The organism is Streptomyces sp. NPDC002309 (assembly GCF_053593375.1).
Map to the genome: position 1 here is coordinate 38323 of NZ_JBSFCI010000019.1, position 17560 is coordinate 55882.

General features: G+C 70.1%; 14 protein-coding genes. 8 read left to right on the forward strand and 6 right to left on the reverse strand.

Features of this window, described 5'->3' with window-relative positions:
- Positions 1-87: 87 nt before the first annotated feature.
- Both ACWCPM_RS17650 and ACWCPM_RS17655 read right to left on the reverse strand, forming a co-directional pair.
- Entirely contained in the window at positions 88-672 is a 585-nt protein-coding gene (locus ACWCPM_RS17650) for a carboxymuconolactone decarboxylase family protein (RefSeq protein ID WP_450977090.1), read from the reverse strand.
- A gap of 12 nt (positions 673-684) precedes the next feature.
- A complete protein-coding gene (locus tag ACWCPM_RS17655) occupies positions 685-969 on the reverse strand; it encodes a hypothetical protein (RefSeq protein WP_450977091.1) in 285 nt (94 codons plus the stop codon).
- 192 nt (positions 970-1161) lie between these two features.
- Between ACWCPM_RS17655 and ACWCPM_RS17660 the strand changes: the two genes are divergently transcribed.
- From ACWCPM_RS17660 to ACWCPM_RS17675, 4 genes are all read left to right on the forward strand, one after another.
- Positions 1162-1971, forward strand: coding sequence for an SDR family NAD(P)-dependent oxidoreductase (locus ACWCPM_RS17660; RefSeq protein ID WP_450977092.1), 810 nt, complete (start codon positions 1162-1164; stop codon positions 1969-1971).
- Between the two features lie 119 nt (positions 1972-2090).
- Positions 2091-3650 (forward strand): Re/Si-specific NAD(P)(+) transhydrogenase subunit alpha, encoded by a 1560-nt coding sequence (locus ACWCPM_RS17665; RefSeq protein ID WP_450977093.1) that lies wholly within the window; start codon positions 2091-2093, stop codon positions 3648-3650.
- 21 nt (positions 3651-3671) lie between these two features.
- Positions 3672-5099, forward strand: a complete 1428-nt coding sequence (gene pntB / locus ACWCPM_RS17670) for a Re/Si-specific NAD(P)(+) transhydrogenase subunit beta (protein ID WP_450977171.1) — start codon at positions 3672-3674, stop codon at positions 5097-5099.
- A 158-nt stretch (positions 5100-5257) separates the two neighbouring features.
- Positions 5258-6676, forward strand: coding sequence for an FAD-binding oxidoreductase (locus ACWCPM_RS17675; protein WP_450977094.1), 1419 nt, complete (start codon positions 5258-5260; stop codon positions 6674-6676).
- A gap of 180 nt (positions 6677-6856) precedes the next feature.
- On the opposite strand, the gene ACWCPM_RS17680 is transcribed toward ACWCPM_RS17675, so the two are convergent.
- The 4 genes from ACWCPM_RS17680 to ACWCPM_RS17695 form a co-directional block, all read right to left on the reverse strand.
- Entirely contained in the window at positions 6857-8155 is a 1299-nt protein-coding gene (locus tag ACWCPM_RS17680; protein ID WP_450977095.1) for an MFS transporter, read from the reverse strand.
- 296 nt (positions 8156-8451) lie between these two features.
- A complete protein-coding gene (locus ACWCPM_RS17685; protein ID WP_450977096.1) occupies positions 8452-9828 on the reverse strand; it encodes an NADP-dependent succinic semialdehyde dehydrogenase in 1377 nt (458 codons plus the stop codon).
- Positions 9829-10099: 271 nt separating this feature from the next.
- Complete coding sequence (locus tag ACWCPM_RS17690) at positions 10100-10810, reverse strand: GntR family transcriptional regulator (protein WP_450977097.1); 711 nt, start codon at positions 10808-10810, stop codon at positions 10100-10102.
- A gap of 6 nt (positions 10811-10816) precedes the next feature.
- Positions 10817-11320: a VOC family protein gene (locus ACWCPM_RS17695; RefSeq protein WP_450977098.1), complete on the reverse strand. Its 504-nt coding sequence runs from the start codon at positions 11318-11320 to the stop codon at positions 10817-10819.
- 131 nt (positions 11321-11451) lie between these two features.
- Between ACWCPM_RS17695 and ACWCPM_RS17700 the strand changes: the two genes are divergently transcribed.
- The 4 genes from ACWCPM_RS17700 to ACWCPM_RS17715 all read left to right on the forward strand — a co-directional run bounded on the left by ACWCPM_RS17700 (position 11452) and on the right by ACWCPM_RS17715 (position 17424).
- Positions 11452-13641 carry an alpha-ketoacid dehydrogenase subunit alpha/beta gene (locus ACWCPM_RS17700; RefSeq protein ID WP_450977099.1) on the forward strand — a complete coding sequence of 730 codons (2190 nt, stop codon included), beginning with the start codon at positions 11452-11454 and terminating at the stop codon, positions 13639-13641.
- A complete protein-coding gene (locus ACWCPM_RS17705) occupies positions 13634-14998 on the forward strand; it encodes a dihydrolipoamide acetyltransferase family protein (RefSeq protein WP_450977100.1) in 1365 nt (454 codons plus the stop codon). The genes ACWCPM_RS17700 and ACWCPM_RS17705 overlap by 8 nt, the downstream gene beginning before the upstream one ends.
- Before the next feature lie 220 nt (positions 14999-15218).
- On the forward strand, positions 15219-16010 hold the full coding sequence (locus tag ACWCPM_RS17710) for an FAD synthetase family protein (RefSeq protein WP_450977101.1): 792 nt from the start codon (positions 15219-15221) through the stop codon (positions 16008-16010).
- A 34-nt stretch (positions 16011-16044) separates the two neighbouring features.
- Positions 16045-17424 carry a M24 family metallopeptidase gene (locus ACWCPM_RS17715; RefSeq protein WP_450977102.1) on the forward strand — a complete coding sequence of 460 codons (1380 nt, stop codon included), beginning with the start codon at positions 16045-16047 and terminating at the stop codon, positions 17422-17424.
- Positions 17425-17560 lie beyond the last annotated feature (136 nt).

Below are 17560 nucleotides of genomic sequence, written 5' to 3' on the forward strand. Positions count from 1 at the left end.
AGCCACGAGACGTTAGTGCGGTGTTAATCGCGAAGACACCCTGTTAGCGAGGGCGTCAGGAATGCCGTGCGGCAGACCTCCACGCCCTCAGAGCCGGGCGTCCACCGGAGCCGGCGGCTTCGGCATGTCCAGCTCGAAGTCCATGACACGGTGGAAGCGGGACAAGGCGTTCCACATGCTGATGCACATGACGAGCTCCACCAGCGCCGCGGGGCTGAAGAGCCGCTGCGCGTCGTCGCGCAGGCTCTCCGGGACCCCCGTCGGACCGTCCCCCACGGGGACGTTCGGCAGGCCGACCGTCATCTCCTCCGCCAGCCGGAGGGCCAGGCGCTCCCGCTCGGTGAAGTCGTCCAGCTCCCCGTCGGCGACCGCCGCGAGTTCGTCGACCTCCACCCCGCCGGCGAGCGCGGACGTGCAGCGGTGGCTCGCCGTGTAGCGGCAGTGGTTGAGCACCGCGATACGGACGGCGACCAGGTCCTTGACGCGGACCTCCAGCGCCCCGGGGCCGTTGAGCCGCCGGAGGAAGGGCAGGTAGGTGCCGAGCAGTCCGGGACTGTTCCCGATGCCGGCCCAGGTGTTCAGCACCTCGCCGTACGCCTTGACGGCCTGCGTGAGGGCGGGTTCGTCGTCCGGCGAGAACTGCCCGGACGTGAGGAGCGGCACCAGCGCCATGAAGATTCCTTTCTAAGAGTCCTGCCTTGTTCGGGGGTTGGACTTCCGCAGTCCGATGGCGAGGCCCAGGGTCGCGTTGAGCCAGGGCACGAGGAACGTCAGCGCGATGCGCGAGGTGAGCACCCAGGTGAGCGGACCCTGTTGCACCTGCGTGTAGAGGTTGACCATGAACAGCACCGACCCGACGGACAGGGCGGCCACGGTCGTCTGCACGAGTGACCTGCCCCGCACGGCACCGCGCAGCGCCACGCTCCACGGCACTTCAGGACGCGACTCGACGTTCCGGACCTCGCTCACTCATCCCTCCTTCACCCTCGGGGCGGGCTGGGCAGGGGACAGTGTGCGACGCGCACCGTTAGCCGCCGGGAAGGTGCGTGGCGGCCCGACAGCCGACGTGTGAACCTCCCGTTAACCGCGCTTGCCGAGCCCTCGGGGCTTCCGTTCGACTCATCGCAGTAACCAACGGACCACTTACTGGAGGAGCCGAACATGGCTGCAGGTTGGAACCTGGAGGGCCGCACGGCTTTCGTGACCGGCGGTAGTCGAGGCCTGGGCTTCGCCATCGCGCAGGCGCTGCTGGAGCGTGGCGCCAAGGTCGCGATCGCGGCCCGCGACGAAGCCGCGGTCAAGACCGCCGCCGGACGCCTCACCGCCGGAGCCGGCGCGCAGGACGTGCTCCCCGTCGTCGCGGACGTCACCGACGCCGACTCCGTGAACAGCGCGCTGGCCGAGGTGCACGCGTGGCACGGCGCGCTCGACATCGTCGTGAACAACGCGGGACCGCAGCTCACGCCGTCCCCCCTGGACAAGATCGACGTGGGGAACATCGCGTCCGCCTTCGAGACCAAGCTGAACGGGTACGTCCGCATCGCGCAGGCCGCCCTGCCGTACCTGAGCCGGACCGGCAGCGGCAGCATCATCAACGTCGTCGGCGCGACCGCCCACCTGGTCATTCCGGCGGCCGGTGCCACGGGCATCGTGAACGCGGGCGTGGTCGCCCTCACGAGCTACCTGGCGAGCGAGGCGGCCGCCGAGAACATCCGGGTCAACGCCATCTCCCCCGGGATGACGAAGACCGAGGGCTGGCTCACCAAGACCGAGGCCATGGGCAAGCAGCAGGGCAAGAGCGCGGAGGAGGTGCGGGCCGGCATGGCTCAGGGCCTCGGGATCCGCCTCAACCGCTGGGCCGACCCGACCGAGATCGGTGCCGCGGCGGCGTTCCTGGCGTCGGACGACGCCTCCTACATCACCGGTCAGGTGCTGCGCGTCGACGGCGGCATGACGAAGCCCGTCGCCTGATCACCGGGCCCCCTCGTGCAAGCGCCGTCCAGTGCCGGTAGGCGCCCTGGACGGCGCTTGTGCTGTATCTGGGCGGGCGTCCATCGAGTGCTCTGGAACATCGACCTGGAGTGTTGCGCATGCTGATCGGAATCGTGAGCGAGAACCGCAGTGGTGAGACGCGCGTTGCCGCGACCCCCGCCACCGTGGTCCAGCTGGTGAAGCTGGGATACGACGTCGTGGTGGAACCGGGTGCCGGCGTGTCGTCGAGCTTCCCGGACGGGGCCTATGTCGAGGCGGGCGCGAGCATCGGCGACCCGTACGCCGCCGACGTCGTCCTCGGTGTGAACGCCCTGACGCCGGGGCAGTTGGACGAGTTGAAGCCGGGTGCGACGGTCATGGGCATCATGAGCCCGGCGTCGAACCCCACACTGGTGGAGGACCTGGCGAAGCGGCCGGTCACGGCGCTGGCGATGGACGCGGTGCCGCGCATCTCCCGGGCGCAGTCGCTGGACGTGCTGTCGTCGATGGCGAACATCGCCGGCTACCGGGCGGTGGTGGAGGCCGCTCACGCCTTCGGCCGGTTCTTCACCGGTCAGGTGACGGCCGCGGGCAAGGTGCCGCCGGCCAAGGTGCTGGTGTGCGGCGCCGGGGTGGCGGGCCTGGCCGCGATCGGAGCGGCGGGCAGCCTCGGCGCGGTCGTGTACGCGACCGATCCGCGGCCGGAGGTCGCCGACCAGGTCAGGTCGCTGGGAGGCGAGTACCTCTCGGTCGAGCCGGCCGACGCGGGCGAGGTGCAGGTGTCGTCCACGGGCTACGCCAAGGAGATGTCGCAGGACTACAACAGCCGCGCGGAGCAGCTGTACCGCGAGCGGATCACGGAGATGGACATCGTGATCACGACCGCGCAGATCCCGGGGCGGCCGGCGCCCACGCTGATCACCGCGGACATGGTGGCCTCCATGCGCTCGGGCAGCGTCATCGTGGACATGGCCGCGGCCACCGGCGGCAACGTCGAGGGCATGGTGAAGGACCAGGCCGTGGTCACGGCGGGCGGTGTGACGATCATCGGCTACACCGACCTCCCCGGCCGGCTGCCCGCGCAGGCGTCCCAGTTGTACGGCACCAACCTGGTCAACCTGATCAAGCTGATGACCCCGGACAAGGACGGCCGGCTGGTCCTCGACTTCGACGACGTGGTGCAGCGGACGATGACCGTGGTGCGTGACGGCGAACTCACCTGGCCGCCGCCGCCCGTCCAGGTCTCCGCCACCGCTCCGGCCGCCGCGTCCGCGTCCACCGCCGCCAAGCCGAACGCCGCCACGGCGACCCGGCCTCCGTTGTCCACCCGGCGACGGTTCACGGGGGTCGGGTGCGGCGCGGCGGTGCTCTTCCTCGGCGCGGCCCTGTCACCGTCGGCGCTGCACGGGCATCTGACGGTGTTCGCGCTGGCGGTCGTGATCGGCTACTACGTGATCGGGCAGGTCCACCACGCCCTGCACACACCTTTGATGAGCGTGACCAACGCGATCTCCGGAATCATCGTGGTCGGCGCGCTGCTGCAGATCGGGCACGGTTCCGCCCCGAACGGCGCGGTGGTCACCGCGCTGTCGGCGGTCGCGATCCTGCTGGCCTCGGTCAACATCGTCGGCGGCTTCGCCCTGACCCGCCGGATGCTCTCCATGTTCTCAAGAAGCTGAGGGGGCCTCATGTCAGAACTGCTGTCTGTCGAAACAGCCGCGACGGCCGCATACATCGTCGCGGCCCTCCTTTTCATCCTGGCGCTTGCCGGGCTGTCCCAGCACGAGTCCGCGAAGGCCGGCAAGACCTTCGGTGTCGTCGGCATGGCGGTGGCCCTGGCGGCGACGATCGCGCTGGCGATGCACCGCGACATCTCCGGCGTCGGTCTTGCGCTGACGATCGGCGCCATGGCGGTCGGCGCGGCGATAGGGCTGTGGCGGGCGCGCGCGGTGGAGATGACCGCGATGCCCGAACTGATCGCCCTGCTGCACTCCTTCGTGGGTCTGGCCGCGGTACTGGTGGGCTGGAACGGCTACCTGCACGTCGAGGCCACACTGGGCGGCCCAGTCAGCGCCGAGGCCGAACTGCTCCAGGCGCGGCAACTGCTCGGAATCCACTCCGCCGAGGTCTTCATCGGCGTGTTCATCGGCGCGGTCACCTTCACCGGTTCGATCGTGGCGTTCCTCAAGCTGTCGGCGCGGCTCAAGTCCGCCCCGCTCATGCTGCCCGGCAAGAACTTCCTCAACCTCGGTGCCCTGGCCGCGTTCGCGGTGCTGACCACGTGGTTCGTGATCGACCCGGCGCTGTGGTCGCTGATCGCCGTCACGATCGTCGCCGCGGCCCTCGGATGGCATCTGGTCGCCTCGATCGGCGGCGGCGACATGCCGGTCGTGGTCTCGATGCTGAACTCGTACTCCGGCTGGGCGGCGGCGGCTTCGGGCTTCCTGCTGGAGAACGACCTGCTGATCATCACCGGTGCCCTCGTCGGCTCGTCGGGTGCCTATCTGTCCGCCGTCATGTGCAAGGCGATGAACCGGTCCTTCCTCTCCGTGATCGCCGGTGGATTCGGCATCGAGGCGGGCCCGGCCGGCGACAAGGACTACGGCGAGCACCGCGAGATCACCGCCGAGGGCGTCGCCGAACTCCTCGGCGCGGCCGACTCGGTGATCATCACACCCGGCTACGGCATGGCCGTGGCCCAGGCCCAGTACGGTGTCGCGGAGCTGACGCGCAAGCTCAGGGGACGGGACGTCGACGTGCGCTTCGGCATCCACCCGGTCGCGGGCCGGCTGCCGGGGCACATGAACGTCCTGCTCGCCGAGGCCAAGGTCCCCTACGACATCGTGCTGGAGATGGACGAGATCAACGACGACTTCGACGGCACCACCGTCGTCCTCGTCATCGGCGCCAACGACACGGTCAACCCGGCCGCCACCGAGGACCCCGACTCCCCCATCGCCGGCATGCCCGTCCTGCAGGTCTGGGACGCCGAGCACGTCATCGTCTTCAAGCGCTCCATGGCCTCCGGCTACGCCGGCGTCCAGAACCCGCTCTTCTACCGCGAGAACTCGTCCATGCTCTTCGGCGACGCCAAGGACCGTGTCGAGGACATCCTCCGGGTGCTCTGACACGGACCCGACCGCGCGGGTCCCCCGACAAGCCCTGTCGTATCGGTCCGGCAGTCAGGCGTGTCCTTCGCTCATCCGCGGCGAACGTCCTTCGCACCTCGCCGGTACATCGCCGCCACATCCCGTGCATCCCCTGCACGTCCCTGAAAGGAGTCCCCATGGGCGCGCCCGCCACACCCCGCACTCACCCCGACTTCCCCGCTGAGTTCCGCGGCACGGTGCTCCGGCCGGGCGACGACCAGTACGACGCGGCGCGTGCCCTGTACCAGGGCCGCGCCGCGGACGAGGGTCCGGCCCTGATCGCCCGGTGCGCCGACGAGGACGATGTCGCGACCGTGCTCCGCTACGCCTCGGCACACGCGGTCCCGGTGGCCGTGCGCGGTGGCGGGCACGGCTCGGACGGCTATGCCATGCCCGGTGGGGCGCTGGTCGTCGACCTCTCCGGTATGCGGTCGGTCACGGTCGATCCGCGGACCCGGCTGGTCCGGGCCCAACCGGGCGTCACGCTCGGCGAGCTGGACGCCGCCGCGCAGCGGCACGGCCTGGCGGTACCCGCCGGCACGGTCAGCAGCACCGGCGTCGCCGGGCTGACCCTGGGCGGCGGCCTCGGCTACCTGATGCGGCGCCACGGTGCGACGGTCGACAATCTGCTGGGCTGCGACATGATCACCGTGGACGGGCGCAAGGTGCGCGCCGACGCGACCGAGAATCCCGAGCTGTTCTGGGCCCTGCGCGGCGGGGGCGGCAACTTCGGTGTCGTCACCTCGTTCGAGTACCGGGCCCACCCGGTCGGTCCCGAGGTCGTCGCCGGAAAGCTCGTCTTCCCCATCGACCAGGCCGCCGAGGTCCTCGGCAAACTCGCCGCCTACGGTGCCACCGCCCCGAGGGAGTTGGGGCTGCTGGTCGCGATCGCGGCCGCTCCCCCGCTGCCGGCGCTGCCCGAGGACGTGCACGGCGCGCCGGTGCTGATTCTCGTCGTGGTCCACACCGGGGAACCGGACCAGGCGGAGGAGGTCGTCCGGTCGCTGGCCGGGCTCGGGCAGCCACTGGCCGACCTGGTGGGGAAGACCACCTGGGTCCAGGCCAACAGCATGCTCGACGCCGTCGCTCCCTACGGCATGCGGATGAACCTGCGCGGTGGCTATCTGCCGGCGCTGACCCGTGACGCCGTCGATGTGCTGCTGGAGCACGTGGGCACGCTGCCGACAGAACCCGGTGACATCTACTCCCTCAACATCTCGTTCATGGGCGGCGCGATCTCCGAGGACGTCGACGAGGACGCCACGGCCTTCTCCCGTGCGGGGGCCGCCTGGCTGTGGGAGTCCATCTGCAAGTGGGACACACCCGAGTCGGACGCGGCCTACGACCGGTGGGCGGAAGCTCTCACCGAGGCGATGCGGCCGCACACCCTCACGAACGGCTACGCCAACCTCTCCGACGACCTGGGCGAGGAGTGGCGGCGCCATGTGCACGGCGGCGAGGCCAAGCACCGGCGGCTGCGTTCGGTCAAGGCCGCCTGGGACCCGCACAATCTGCTCCGGTTCAACAAGAACATCGCGCCCGCGGCCGGCGACTGACCGCACACCGCACCACCACGTCCCGCAGGGGCGTCACACGAGCGGCTCGCCGTGTGACGCCCCCCTTTTCATGTCCCGGTCCGCGGGGGCGGAACGCGGGCGGGCCCGGGGGCACCGCCGTCGCGGAAGACCTCCCGCGTGGCCGGCCGTCCGCCCGGGCACCGCACACGTCGTCCGGGTCTACGCGATCTGCCGCCCCCGCGTCTCCGGGAGCGCCAGAACGCCGACGATCACCAGGACGTACCCCAGGGCACCGATCCCCATGGCCGCCTTCAGCCCGAAGACCGCGGAGAGCACACCGACGAGGTAGGGGAAGAAGGCGGCGACCCCGCGGCCGAAGTTGTGGGCGACACCGACACCGACGCCGCGCACACGGCTGGGGAACAACTCACTGAAGAACAGTCCCGAACCGGCCAGCAACCCGCACGCCGCCATCCCCAACGGCACACCCAGCACCAGCAGCAGACCGTTGGCCCCCTCGGGGATCCAGGTGTACGCGACCACGCACACCACACCGCTGACCGCGAACAGCACGTATGTCCTGCGGCGGCCGATCCAGTCGTGCAGGTACCCGGCACAGGCGTAGCCGAGGAAGCAGCCGACAATGATCACCGAGAGGTAGCCGCTCGTACCGACGACCGTCAAGCCCCGTTCCGTGCGCAGATAGGACGGCAGCCAGGTGAAGACGGCGAAGTATCCGCCCTGCGCCCCGATCCCGACCAGCAGGGTCAGCAGCGTGGTGCGCCTCAGGTCGCGGCGGAACAGCGCGGCCAGTCCGCTCCACGCCGAAGCGCCGGTGTCCTCCTTGGCGCGGCGCCGGTTCTCCTTCGAGGCGTCCGAGTCCTTGACGTTGCGCCGTATGAAGATCAGCGCGAAGGCGGGGAGGATGCCGAGGAGGAACAGGTAGCGCCAGGCGGCGTCGGGGCCGGCGTAGCTGAAGACGACCGAGTAGGCGAGGACGGCCAGGGCCCAGCCGACCGCGTAGGAGCTGGCGACGAACCCCATGATCCGGCCGCGGTGCCGGGCGGGGGCGATCTCGGCGATCAGCACCGCGCCGGCCGCGTACTCGCCACCGAATCCGAGGCCCTGGAGCCCCTTGAACAGCAGCATCTGGCCGTAGTTCTGGGCGAGGCCGGACAGCGCCGTGAAGATCGCGAAGGTCGCGATGGTGATCATCAGGACCCGTACCCGGCCCACCCGGTCGGCCAGCATGCCCGCCAGGGCCCCGCCCACCGCCGAGGCCAGCACGGTCACCGTCACGATCAGGCCGGCCTCGGTCGAACTCAGCGCGAACGCCGAGGCGATGGCCCCGAGCGCCAGCGGCAGGGTCATGAAGTCGAAGGCGTCCAGGCCCCATCCGGCGGACCCGGCCCAGAACGCGGGCCGGTGCTGTCGCGGGATGGAGCGGTACCAGCGGGGGCGGCCCGGCTCCGGGGCCGCGGTCGTCGTCGGCGCGGCCGACGGCGGTGCTTCGGTCACAGATTTCTCCTGAGGTCGTTCTCGAAAGGGGGGAATCCCTTGAGGGCTCCGCCGTGAACGGGCGGAGAGCGGTGGTGTCGGGACATCGGGGCACGGAGGCGCGGGGAATCGGGCCCGTCCGCAGCCGCCGGTACGCACAGAGGCGCAGAGGCACAGAGATAGTCATGGGCACGTCAAGCAACCGGGTCGCAGCGGCGGTGCCCCGGTTCAGCGGGTGTCGGTACGGTGGCGCGCCGGGCGCCGGTGCACTGCGGCCCGGCCCGGCGCGCCCCGTCCCAGGAGGCCGACGGTGTGTGTCAGCGCTTCCAGACCGTCTTGAGGTTGCAGAACTCGCGGATGCCTTCCGCGGCGAGCTCACGGCCGACGCCGGAGTCCTTCACGCCCCCGAAGGGCAGGTCGGGGTAGGAGATGCTCATGCCGTTGACGAAGACGGCACCGGCGTCCAGACGGCCGATCAGATAGCGCTCCTCGTCGGGGTCGGTGGTCCACACCGACGAGCTGAGGCCGAAGGTGGTGTCGTTGGCGAGTGCCGCGGCCTGCTCGACGCCGTCGACCCGGTGCACCACCGCCAGCGGCCCGAAGGCCTCGTCGCCGTACACGCGCATGGCCGGGGTGACCCCCTCCAGGACCGCCGGCTCGAAGAACCAGCCCTCGGTGCCCACCGCGGACCCGCCGCACCGCAGGACGGCACCCTTGGCGACGGCGTCCTCGACCAGTTCCACGAGTTCGCGCCGACCGGACTTCGTGGCGATCGGACCGATGTCGGTCCCCTCGTCGAGAGGATCGCCGACGCTCAGCGCCTTGGTGTCCGCGACGAACGCGTCGACGAACTCGTCGTACACATCGGCGTGGACGATGAACCGCTTGGCCGCGATGCAGGACTGGCCGTTGTTGACGGTGCGAGCGGTCACGGCCGTGCGGGCCGCGGCACGGACGTCGGCGGAGGGCAGCACGATGAACGGGTCGGACCCGCCCAGCTCCAGCACGACCTTCTTCACCTCGGAGCCCGCGACCGCCGCGACCGACCGGCCGGCCGGCTCGGAGCCGGTCAGGGTCACGGCGGCCACTCGCCGGTCGCGCAGCACCGACTCGACGCCGGCCGCGCCGATCAGGAGGCTCTGGAACGACCCGGCGGGGAAGCCCGCCCGCTCGAAGAGGGCGTCGAGGTACATCGCCGACTGCGGCACGTTCGACGCGTGCTTGAGCAGGCCGACGTTGCCGGCCATCAGCGCCGGCGCGGCGAAGCGGATCACCTGCCACAACGGGTAGTTCCACGGCATCACGGCGAGAACGACACCGAGCGGCGCGTACGTGGTCCAGGCGGCCGAGGCGTTGACCCGGCCCGGGTCCGCGAGCGGTTGCTCGGCCAGCATGGCTTCGGCGTTGTCGGCGTAGAACCTCATCGCGTAGGCGCACTTGAGGACCTCGGCGCGGGCCTGCGTGACGGGCTTGCCCATCTCGATCGTGAGCATCGGCGCCGTTCGGTCGACGTCGGCCTCGACGAGATCGGCGGCCGCCCGCATCCACCGGGCGCGGGTGGCGAAGTCGGTGGCCCGGAGTGTCGCGGCCGCGGCTTCCGCTCGCGAGAGCCGCTCTTCGACCTGTTCCTCGGTGTGGGCGGTGAACTCTTCGATGAGCTCACCGGTGGCGGGGTTGACGGTGGCGATGGGCACGGCGCTCTCCTTGTGGCATGGGCACCAATGAGGCTCGATTGGATCCATCGTAGGGTTCACATCGAACTTGGAACAGAGTCCATCGGCGCAAACACTGCCCATGGGTGCCTGGTTGGATACATTTCAGTGTGTTGCCGCACGAAGTCCGAACCAGCGTTCGGGGCTTCGGCGGTGCGCGGGACGTCCCTCGCCTACGCGACGGGACCGCCCGGGCGGGAGCCGGGCCCGGCCGACCCGGTGCCCGGCCCGCGCACGGCTTCCCCTCGTCCGCTCAGGAGCCCGCGGACTTCCCGCCCACCTCGTCGGCCGCGGCGAACAGCTCAGGATGGGCGGTGAGTTCGACCCGGGTGCGGCGGATATGACCGGTGAGGTACCGCTCGCAGTCCTCGGGATCGCGCCGCCGTACGGCGTCGAGGATCAGCCGGTGCTCGGCGTTGACGATCATCGCCCGGTCGGGGTCGGCCAGGACCATGAACGCACGGCGGTAGTGCTGGGTCGAGTTCCACAGACGTTCCGTCATGGCCAGCAGATGGACGCTGGGGCAGCCCGAATAGGCCGTCATATGGAAGTCGCGGTCCAGGACCAGGAAGCGCCTGATGTCGCTCTGGCTCTCGATCTCGTCCTGGATGCGCTCCAGACGGGCCAGGTGGTCGTCCGTGAGCCGGGGCAGACTCTCGGCCAGGGTCAGCGGCTCGAGGCGCTCACGCATGCGGTAGTACGTGTTCACGTCCTCGACGCTCAGCACCGGCACCCTGGCACCGCGGTTGGGGAACGACTCGGTCAGACCCTCGGACTCCAGGATGCGCAGCGCCTCGCGGACCGGGATGCGGCTGGTGCCGAGGCGGGCCGCGAGTTCGTCCTGGCGCAACCATGTACCGGGCGTCAGATCGCCGGCGAGGATCTCGTCGCGGAGGACGCCGGCGATGTGCTGACTCCTGACGCTGTCCGCCCCGCGCGGATCACGAGCGTGCGCAGGACTCAAGAGCGGTCACCTCTGGAACTCCGACGGATTGCGGTCGTACGCCTTGCCGCCAGGATAGGACACCAGCTCGAAGTGCATTCCCCATGGTGAGAGGAAGTAGACCCACCGCTGGCCCTGGGACGGTCCCGCGCTGACGGTCGGCTCCCCCAGCACCGGGACACCCCTGGCCCGCAGGAACGCCACGGCCTCGTCCAGGTCCTCGACGTACAACGCGACGTGGTGGCCGCCGACGTCGCTGTTGCGCGGGAGGTCGGTGCGCTGCGGGTCCGCCTGGTACTCGAAGACCTCGAACACCGCCTGTTCCCCGCACCGGTAGAAGCGCAGCTGCCGCATCACCGTCCGCGCGTCCACGTTCAGATGCTCGGACATCCAGTCCTCCGCCGAGCTGAAGGGGCCCAGCGAGTACATGTACTCGCAGCCCAGGACGTCGACGAGCCAGTCGTGCGCCTGCTCCAGGTCCGGGACCGTAAATCCGATGTGATCGAGGCGCACAAGGCCGGGAAGAGTCATGACCCACCTCCTTTGGATCCAAAGTAAGTCCATAGTGACCTCACGCCCCCTGAATGTCGAGTGACATCTTGTTATTGGATCCAATCCTGTGGCAGGGTCGGTGCACTTCGATCGACTGAAGGGGGCTCCCGATGCCCGTGGAACACACACTCGAAGCACATGCCGCGTGGTCGGAGTTCGTCGCCACCCGCGACGACTGGGACGCCGCTCCTCCGGAGCTGTTGACGGGCATGTTCAGCCAACTGGTGCTGATCCGGACCTTCGAGGAGTACGTCCTCGAACTCGCCGCCGACGGGCTGATCCATGGACCCGCGCACTCCAGCATCGGCCAGGAGGGCGGCGCGGTCGGCGCCTGCCACACCCTGACCTCGCACGACACCGTGAACGGCTCGCACCGCGGCCATCACCAGTTCCTGGCCAAGGTGCTCGCCCATCTGCATCCGAAGGGCATCGACCCGACGAAGCCCTTCCCCGAGGACGTCCGGGACGTGCTGCTGCGCACGCTGCGCGAGATCTGCGGACTGGACCGGGGCTTCAGCCACGGCCGGGGCGGCAGCATGCACCTCCAGTGGAACGAGGCCGGCGCGATCGGGACCAACGCGATCGTCGGTGGCGGGGTACCGCTGGCGGCGGGATCCGCCTGGGCCCACAAGAAGGCCGGCACCGACGCGGTGACCTTCACGTTCTTCGGCGACGGCGCGATCAACATCGGATCCACCCTGGAGACCCTGAACCTCGCGGCGGCATGGTCGCTGCCCCTGTGCTTCTTCGTGGAGAACAACCTGTACGCCGTCTCCACCCACGTCTCCGAAGTCACCGCCGAGCCCCGGCTGTCCGGCCGCGGCCCGGGCTTCGGCATCCGGAGCTGGAAGGTGGACGGCATGGACCCGCTGGCCGTGCACCTCGTGACGCAGAAGGCCCTCGAGCACATGCGCGCCGGCCACGGTCCGACGCTGATCGAGGCGGACGTCTACCGCTACTTCCACCAGAACGGCCCCTTCCCGGGCTCGGCGTTCCGGTATCGCTCCAAGGAGGAGGAGGCCCAGTGGCGCGCCCGCGACCCGATCGACACCGTGGTGCGGCACCTGGTGCGGCGCAGGATCCTCACCAAGAAGGCCGTCACGGAGACGATCGAGCGGGCCAAGGCCCTGATGTCCGGACTCGGCAACGTCCTTCTGGAGCCGCGGCCGGGCGGCAAGGCCGGTGAACGGCGCATCGTGCCCTCGGAGTGGCCGGACCCGGCGTTCGTCGACGAGGGCATCCGCGGCGACCTGTCGGAACTGAACGAGATCGAGTTCACCGACACCGAGGACTTCGCCGGCGAGCTGACCGACGTCAAGTTCGTCGGGGCCGTCGCCGGAGTGCTCGGCCGTCGCCTCGCGACCGATCCCGGTGTCGTGGTGATGGGTGAGGACGTGCACAGGCTCAACGGCGGCACCAACGGTGCCACTCGCGGGCTGAGCGAGGCATTTCCGGACCGTGTGCTCGGGACTCCCATCTCGGAGAACGCGTTCGCCGGCCTCGGCGGCGGAATCGCGCTGGACGGGCGGTTCCGGCCGGTCGTCGAGTTCATGTACGCCGACTTCATGTGGGTGGCGGCAGACCAGTTGTTCAACCAGATCGGCAAGGCCCGTCACATGTTCGGCGGCGAGGGCAAGGTGCCGTTCGTGCTGCGCAGCAAGGTCGCCATGGGTACCGGCTACGGATCACAGCACTCGATGGACCCGGCCGGCATCCTCGCGACGGCCCCCGGCTGGCGCATCGTCGCCCCGTCGACTCCGTTCGACTACGTCGGTCTGATGAACACGGCCCTGGCCTGCGACGACCCCGTCGTGGTGCTCGAACACGTGGACCTCTACCAGTCGACCGGCCCGGGCCTCGCCGACGGCTACGACCACTACCTGCCCGTGGGCAAGGCCGCGGTACGCCGTGAGGGCGCCGCGCTGACGATCCTGAGCTATCTCGCCATGACTCCGGCCGTGCTGGCCGCCGTGGCGGAGACCGGCGTGGACGCCGAGGTCATCGACCTACGCTGGCTGGACCGGGCCAGTCTGGACTGGGACACCATCTCGAAGTCGGTCAAGAAGACCAACCAGGTGCTCATCGCCGAGCAGGGGGCCGTCGGCACCTCCTACGGCGGCTGGCTGGCGGACGAGATCCAACGCCGGCTCTTCGACTGGCTCGACGCCCCGATCGAGCGGGTGACCGGCGGCGAGGCGTCACCGAGCATCAGCAAGGTCCTGGAGCGCGCCGCGTTCGCCTCCACGGAGGAAGTCGTCGCCAAGCTGCGTGAGTTGTCGCGGGGGCAGAACAATGGCTGAGATCCTGCGGATGCCCGAGGTGGCGGCCAACACCACGGAAGCGGTGCTGGTTTCCTGGAACGTCGGCGTCGACACCCCTTATGCGGCCGGTGATCCGATCGTCACGGTGGAGACCGAGAAGGCCGTCGTCGAGGTGGAGGCCGAGAGCGACGGTGTGCTCCTGCGCCTGCTGGTGGACGCGGGCGCGACCGTGGACGTGGGTGCTCCGATCGCCGCATGGGGCAAGCAGGGCGAGACGTCCTCCGACGTGGACGCGCTCGTCGCCTCGCTGGGTGCCGGGCCGGCTCCGGACGCGGCTTCCGCCACCCCGGCGCCGGCACCGGAGGCACCGGCGGCGGCGACCGTCGGAGGCGTCGCCGCGGCGGCCCCCGACGGGGCACAGGTGGGAGGGGCCGTCGCGACGCCCGCCCACCCGGTACAGGACCAGGCCGTGGCCGCGGCGCCCGCCCACGCGGATCAGGGCGGGGACGGTGAGCGTGTCTTCGCCAGCCCGCTGGCACGACGCCTCGCGCGGGAATCCGGCGTCGACCTGAACGCGGTGGTGGGGACCGGCCCACGCGGCCGCATACGGCGGGCCGACATCGAGGCGGCCCTCGCCAGGCCGGCCCAGCCGAGGGAAACGGCGCCCGCGAGCGCCCCGGCGGAGACCCCCGGCACCCGGACTCCCGCACAGGCCGCGCGGTATGTGGACGTGCCCAACTCCCGGATGCGGGGGGCCATCGCCCGCCGGCTCACGGAGAGCAAGCAGAACACACCGCACTTCTACCTCCGCGCCTCCGCCCGCGTCGACGCGCTGCTCGCCCTGCGCGGGCAGATCAACGCCGGCCAGGGCGTACGGGTGTCGATCAACGACCTGCTGGTCAAGGCGATCGCGTCCGCCCACGTGGCCGTTCCCGCGATGAACGTGCAGTGGAACGACACCTCCGTCCGGCACTTCTCGGACGCCGACATCGCGGTGGCGGTCGCCACCGAGGGCGGACTGCTCACTCCGGTCGTCCGGGGCGTGGACTCCCTGTCCATGAGCGGCGTCGCGGCGGCGACGAAGGACCTGATCGACCGCGCCAAGGAGCGCCGGCTCCGGCAGGACGAACTGGAGGGCGGCACGATCACGATCACCAACCTCGGCATGTACGGCACCGAGGACTTCGCGGCGATCATCAACCCGCCCCAGGCCGCGATCCTGGCCGTCGGCGCCATACGCCAGGAAGCGGTCGTGGAGGACGGCGCGGTCACCGTCGCGTCCGTGCTGCGTCTGACCCTCGCCGTCGATCACAGGGCGGTGGACGGTGCCACGGCGGCCGAATGGCTGAAGGCGTACGTGGACGTACTGGAACAGCCGCTCCGCATCCTGCTGTGAGCAAGGACGGGCGGGAGCGCCGTGCGGCCCGGTCGGGGGGAGCGCCACGACGGCGTTTTCCCCCTGGTTAACGGCGCGGGGCCCACACTGGCCTGCACCGGGCCGGTACGCCCCGTAGCACCCTGTACCCGTGCGTACCGTCCCGTACAGGCCGGTACCGGGGCGTACTTGCCCCGTACCGGCCTGTACCGAGCCTGCTCCGAGGTGAAGGAGGTGAGTGATGGAGGTCCTCGACCTCGAGGTGCCCCGCGCAGGACGGGGCGCGGGAGCCGACGGCCGCACCGGTGGTGCCCGGGCGTCCGGCAAGGTGGCGATCGGGACCTTCGACGGCGTTCACCTGGGCCACCGTCAGGTCCTCGACGGGTGCGACACGGTGCTCACCTTCGACCCTCACCCGAGGCTGGTACTGGACCCGGGCCGGGCGCCGCATCTCCTGAGCGATCGTCGCCACAAGCTCGACAAGTTCGGTTCCCTGGGAATCCGACGGGTGGCGATCGTCCGTTTCGATCAGGCATGGTCCCGGGTCTCGGCCGAGGAGTTCGTCGAAGGTGTCGTCGTCGGACAGCTCGGCGCGCGGTCCGTCAGTGTCGGCCAGGGCTTTCGCTTCGGCGCCCGGGGGGCCGGCACGACATCGACCTTCGACTCGTATCCCGAGCTGGGCACCCGGGTCGTCCCGCTCCTCACCAGGGGCTCAGCCGGCGAGCCGGTCTCCTCGACCCGCATCCGGCGGCTGATCGCCGAGGGCGACGTGGCCTCGGCCGGTGAGCTGCTGGGGTCTCCCCTCGCCCTTCCCGCGGTGGTCGGCGAGGGGGGCCGCCTCCTGATCTCCGCCAGGTACGCCCGCCCCGCACCCGGGCGCTACCTCGGCGATCTGGACGGCCGGCCCTGCCGGCTCCGGGTGTGCCAGGACCGTTCGGTCACGGGCACGGGAACACCGCGGACCGGCAGTTGTGTCCAGGTGACCTTCGTGAGCCAGGCCGCATGGGCCGGGTCACGTCCCTCAGACCCGTGACACCCCTTTGTTCAGTGACACGTAAGGAGTTGTGATGGCGCTTCCCACCTTCGGGCCGAACGCGGTCGACTGGGAGACCCGCGTCGACATGAACCGACTGCGCGAGGAGCGGCTCGCCCGCCTGCGCAAGTCGCTGGAGCAGTCCGAGATGGGCGCCGTCCTGGCGTTCGACTTCTCCAATATCCGTTACATGACCTCGACCCACATCGGCACCTGGGCGGTCGACAAGCTGATCCGGTTCTCCCTGCTGGTCAGGGGCGGTGAGCCGATCGTCTGGGACTTCGGTTCGGCCGCCAAGCACCACCAGCTGTACAATCCCTGGCTGGACTACTCGAAGGCCCACTCGGACGGCGACCCGCATGGGGCGCACCATGGAGCCGACGCCCGCAACCCCAGCGGTGCCCGCGCCGGCATCTCGACCTTGCGCGGCGCCATCAACCCGCTGGTCGGGATGGCCGACTCCGTCGCCCAGAAGATCAAGCGGGAACTGGAGCTCTACGGGCTCCAGGACGAGCCCCTCGGCGTCGACGTCATCGAACTCCCGGTCCTGATGGCACTTCAGGCCGCGGGCATCAAGGTGATCGACGGCCAGCAGGTGTTCCTGGAGGCCCGGCGCGTCAAGACGCGGGACGAGATCCACCTGCTCACCCACGCCGCCTCGATGGTGGACGCCGCTTACGAGAACCTCTACGAGTTCCTCCGGCCGGGAGTGCGCGAGAACGAGTGCGTGGGCGTGGTCGCGAAGACCCTCTACGACCTCGGCTCGGAGTTCGTCGAAGGCGTCAACGCGATATCCGGGGAGCGGTGCGCCCCTCATCCCCACGTATTCTCCGACCGCATCGTGCGCCCCGGGGACCCCGCGTTCTTCGACATCCTGCACAGCTACAACGGCTACCGCACCTGCTACTACCGCACGTTCGCCGTCGGCTCCGCCTCTACGGCCCAGCGCGACGCCTACACGCGGTGCCGTGAGTACATGGACCAGGCGATCAGCCTCGTGCGCCCCGGAGCCACGACGGCCGACATCGTCTCGGTCTGGCCCACGGCCCAGGAGTTCGGCTTCCCCGACGAGGAGGCGGCCTTCGCGCTGCAGTACGGCCACGGCGTCGGGCTGTCGATCTGGGAGAAGCCGGTGTTCTCCAGGCTGGTCTCGCTGGAGCACCCCGAGGTCATCGAGGAGGGCATGGTGTTCGCGCTGGAGACGTACTGGCCCTCGAAGGACGGCTGGGGCGCGGCCCGGATCGAGGAGGAACTGGTGGTGACCGCGGACGGATGCGAGGTGATCACGAAGTTCCCGGCGGAGGAGCTGCTCGTGGCCGGCCGGCGCTACTTCACCGTCTCGGGACCGCTGCCGGCCGAGCGGGACTCCCAGTCGCATCTCAACACGGTCGCCGGAGGTCTCTCAGCTTCCTGATTCCGCTACGTACCGGTCCGCGGCGCGTCCCTTCCTCCCCGTCGTACGAGGGCTCACTCACACTCACAGGACGACAGACAGTGTCACACAGTGTGTTTCCCCGACGGCGGGCAGGGAGGTGGCCTCACTCAGGTAG

Excerpts from the sequence above, each read along its gene's own strand:
- ACWCPM_RS17675 (WP_450977094.1), top strand. The coding sequence starts at position 5,258 with ATGGGCGCGCCCGCCACACCCCGCACTCACCCCGACTTCCCCGCTGAG.
- ACWCPM_RS17710 (WP_450977101.1), top strand. The coding sequence starts at position 15,219 with ATGGAGGTCCTCGACCTCGAGGTGCCCCGCGCAGGACGGGGCGCGGGA.
- ACWCPM_RS17705 (WP_450977100.1), top strand. The coding sequence starts at position 13,634 with ATGGCTGAGATCCTGCGGATGCCCGAGGTGGCGGCCAACACCACGGAA.
- ACWCPM_RS17665 (WP_450977093.1), top strand. The coding sequence starts at position 2,091 with ATGCTGATCGGAATCGTGAGCGAGAACCGCAGTGGTGAGACGCGCGTT.
- ACWCPM_RS17700 (WP_450977099.1), top strand. The coding sequence starts at position 11,452 with ATGCCCGTGGAACACACACTCGAAGCACATGCCGCGTGGTCGGAGTTC.
- ACWCPM_RS17650 (WP_450977090.1), bottom strand. The coding sequence starts at position 672 with ATGGCGCTGGTGCCGCTCCTCACGTCCGGGCAGTTCTCGCCGGACGAC.
- ACWCPM_RS17660 (WP_450977092.1), top strand. The coding sequence starts at position 1,162 with ATGGCTGCAGGTTGGAACCTGGAGGGCCGCACGGCTTTCGTGACCGGC.
- ACWCPM_RS17695 (WP_450977098.1), bottom strand. The coding sequence starts at position 11,320 with ATGACTCTTCCCGGCCTTGTGCGCCTCGATCACATCGGATTTACGGTC.
- ACWCPM_RS17715 (WP_450977102.1), top strand. The coding sequence starts at position 16,045 with ATGGCGCTTCCCACCTTCGGGCCGAACGCGGTCGACTGGGAGACCCGC.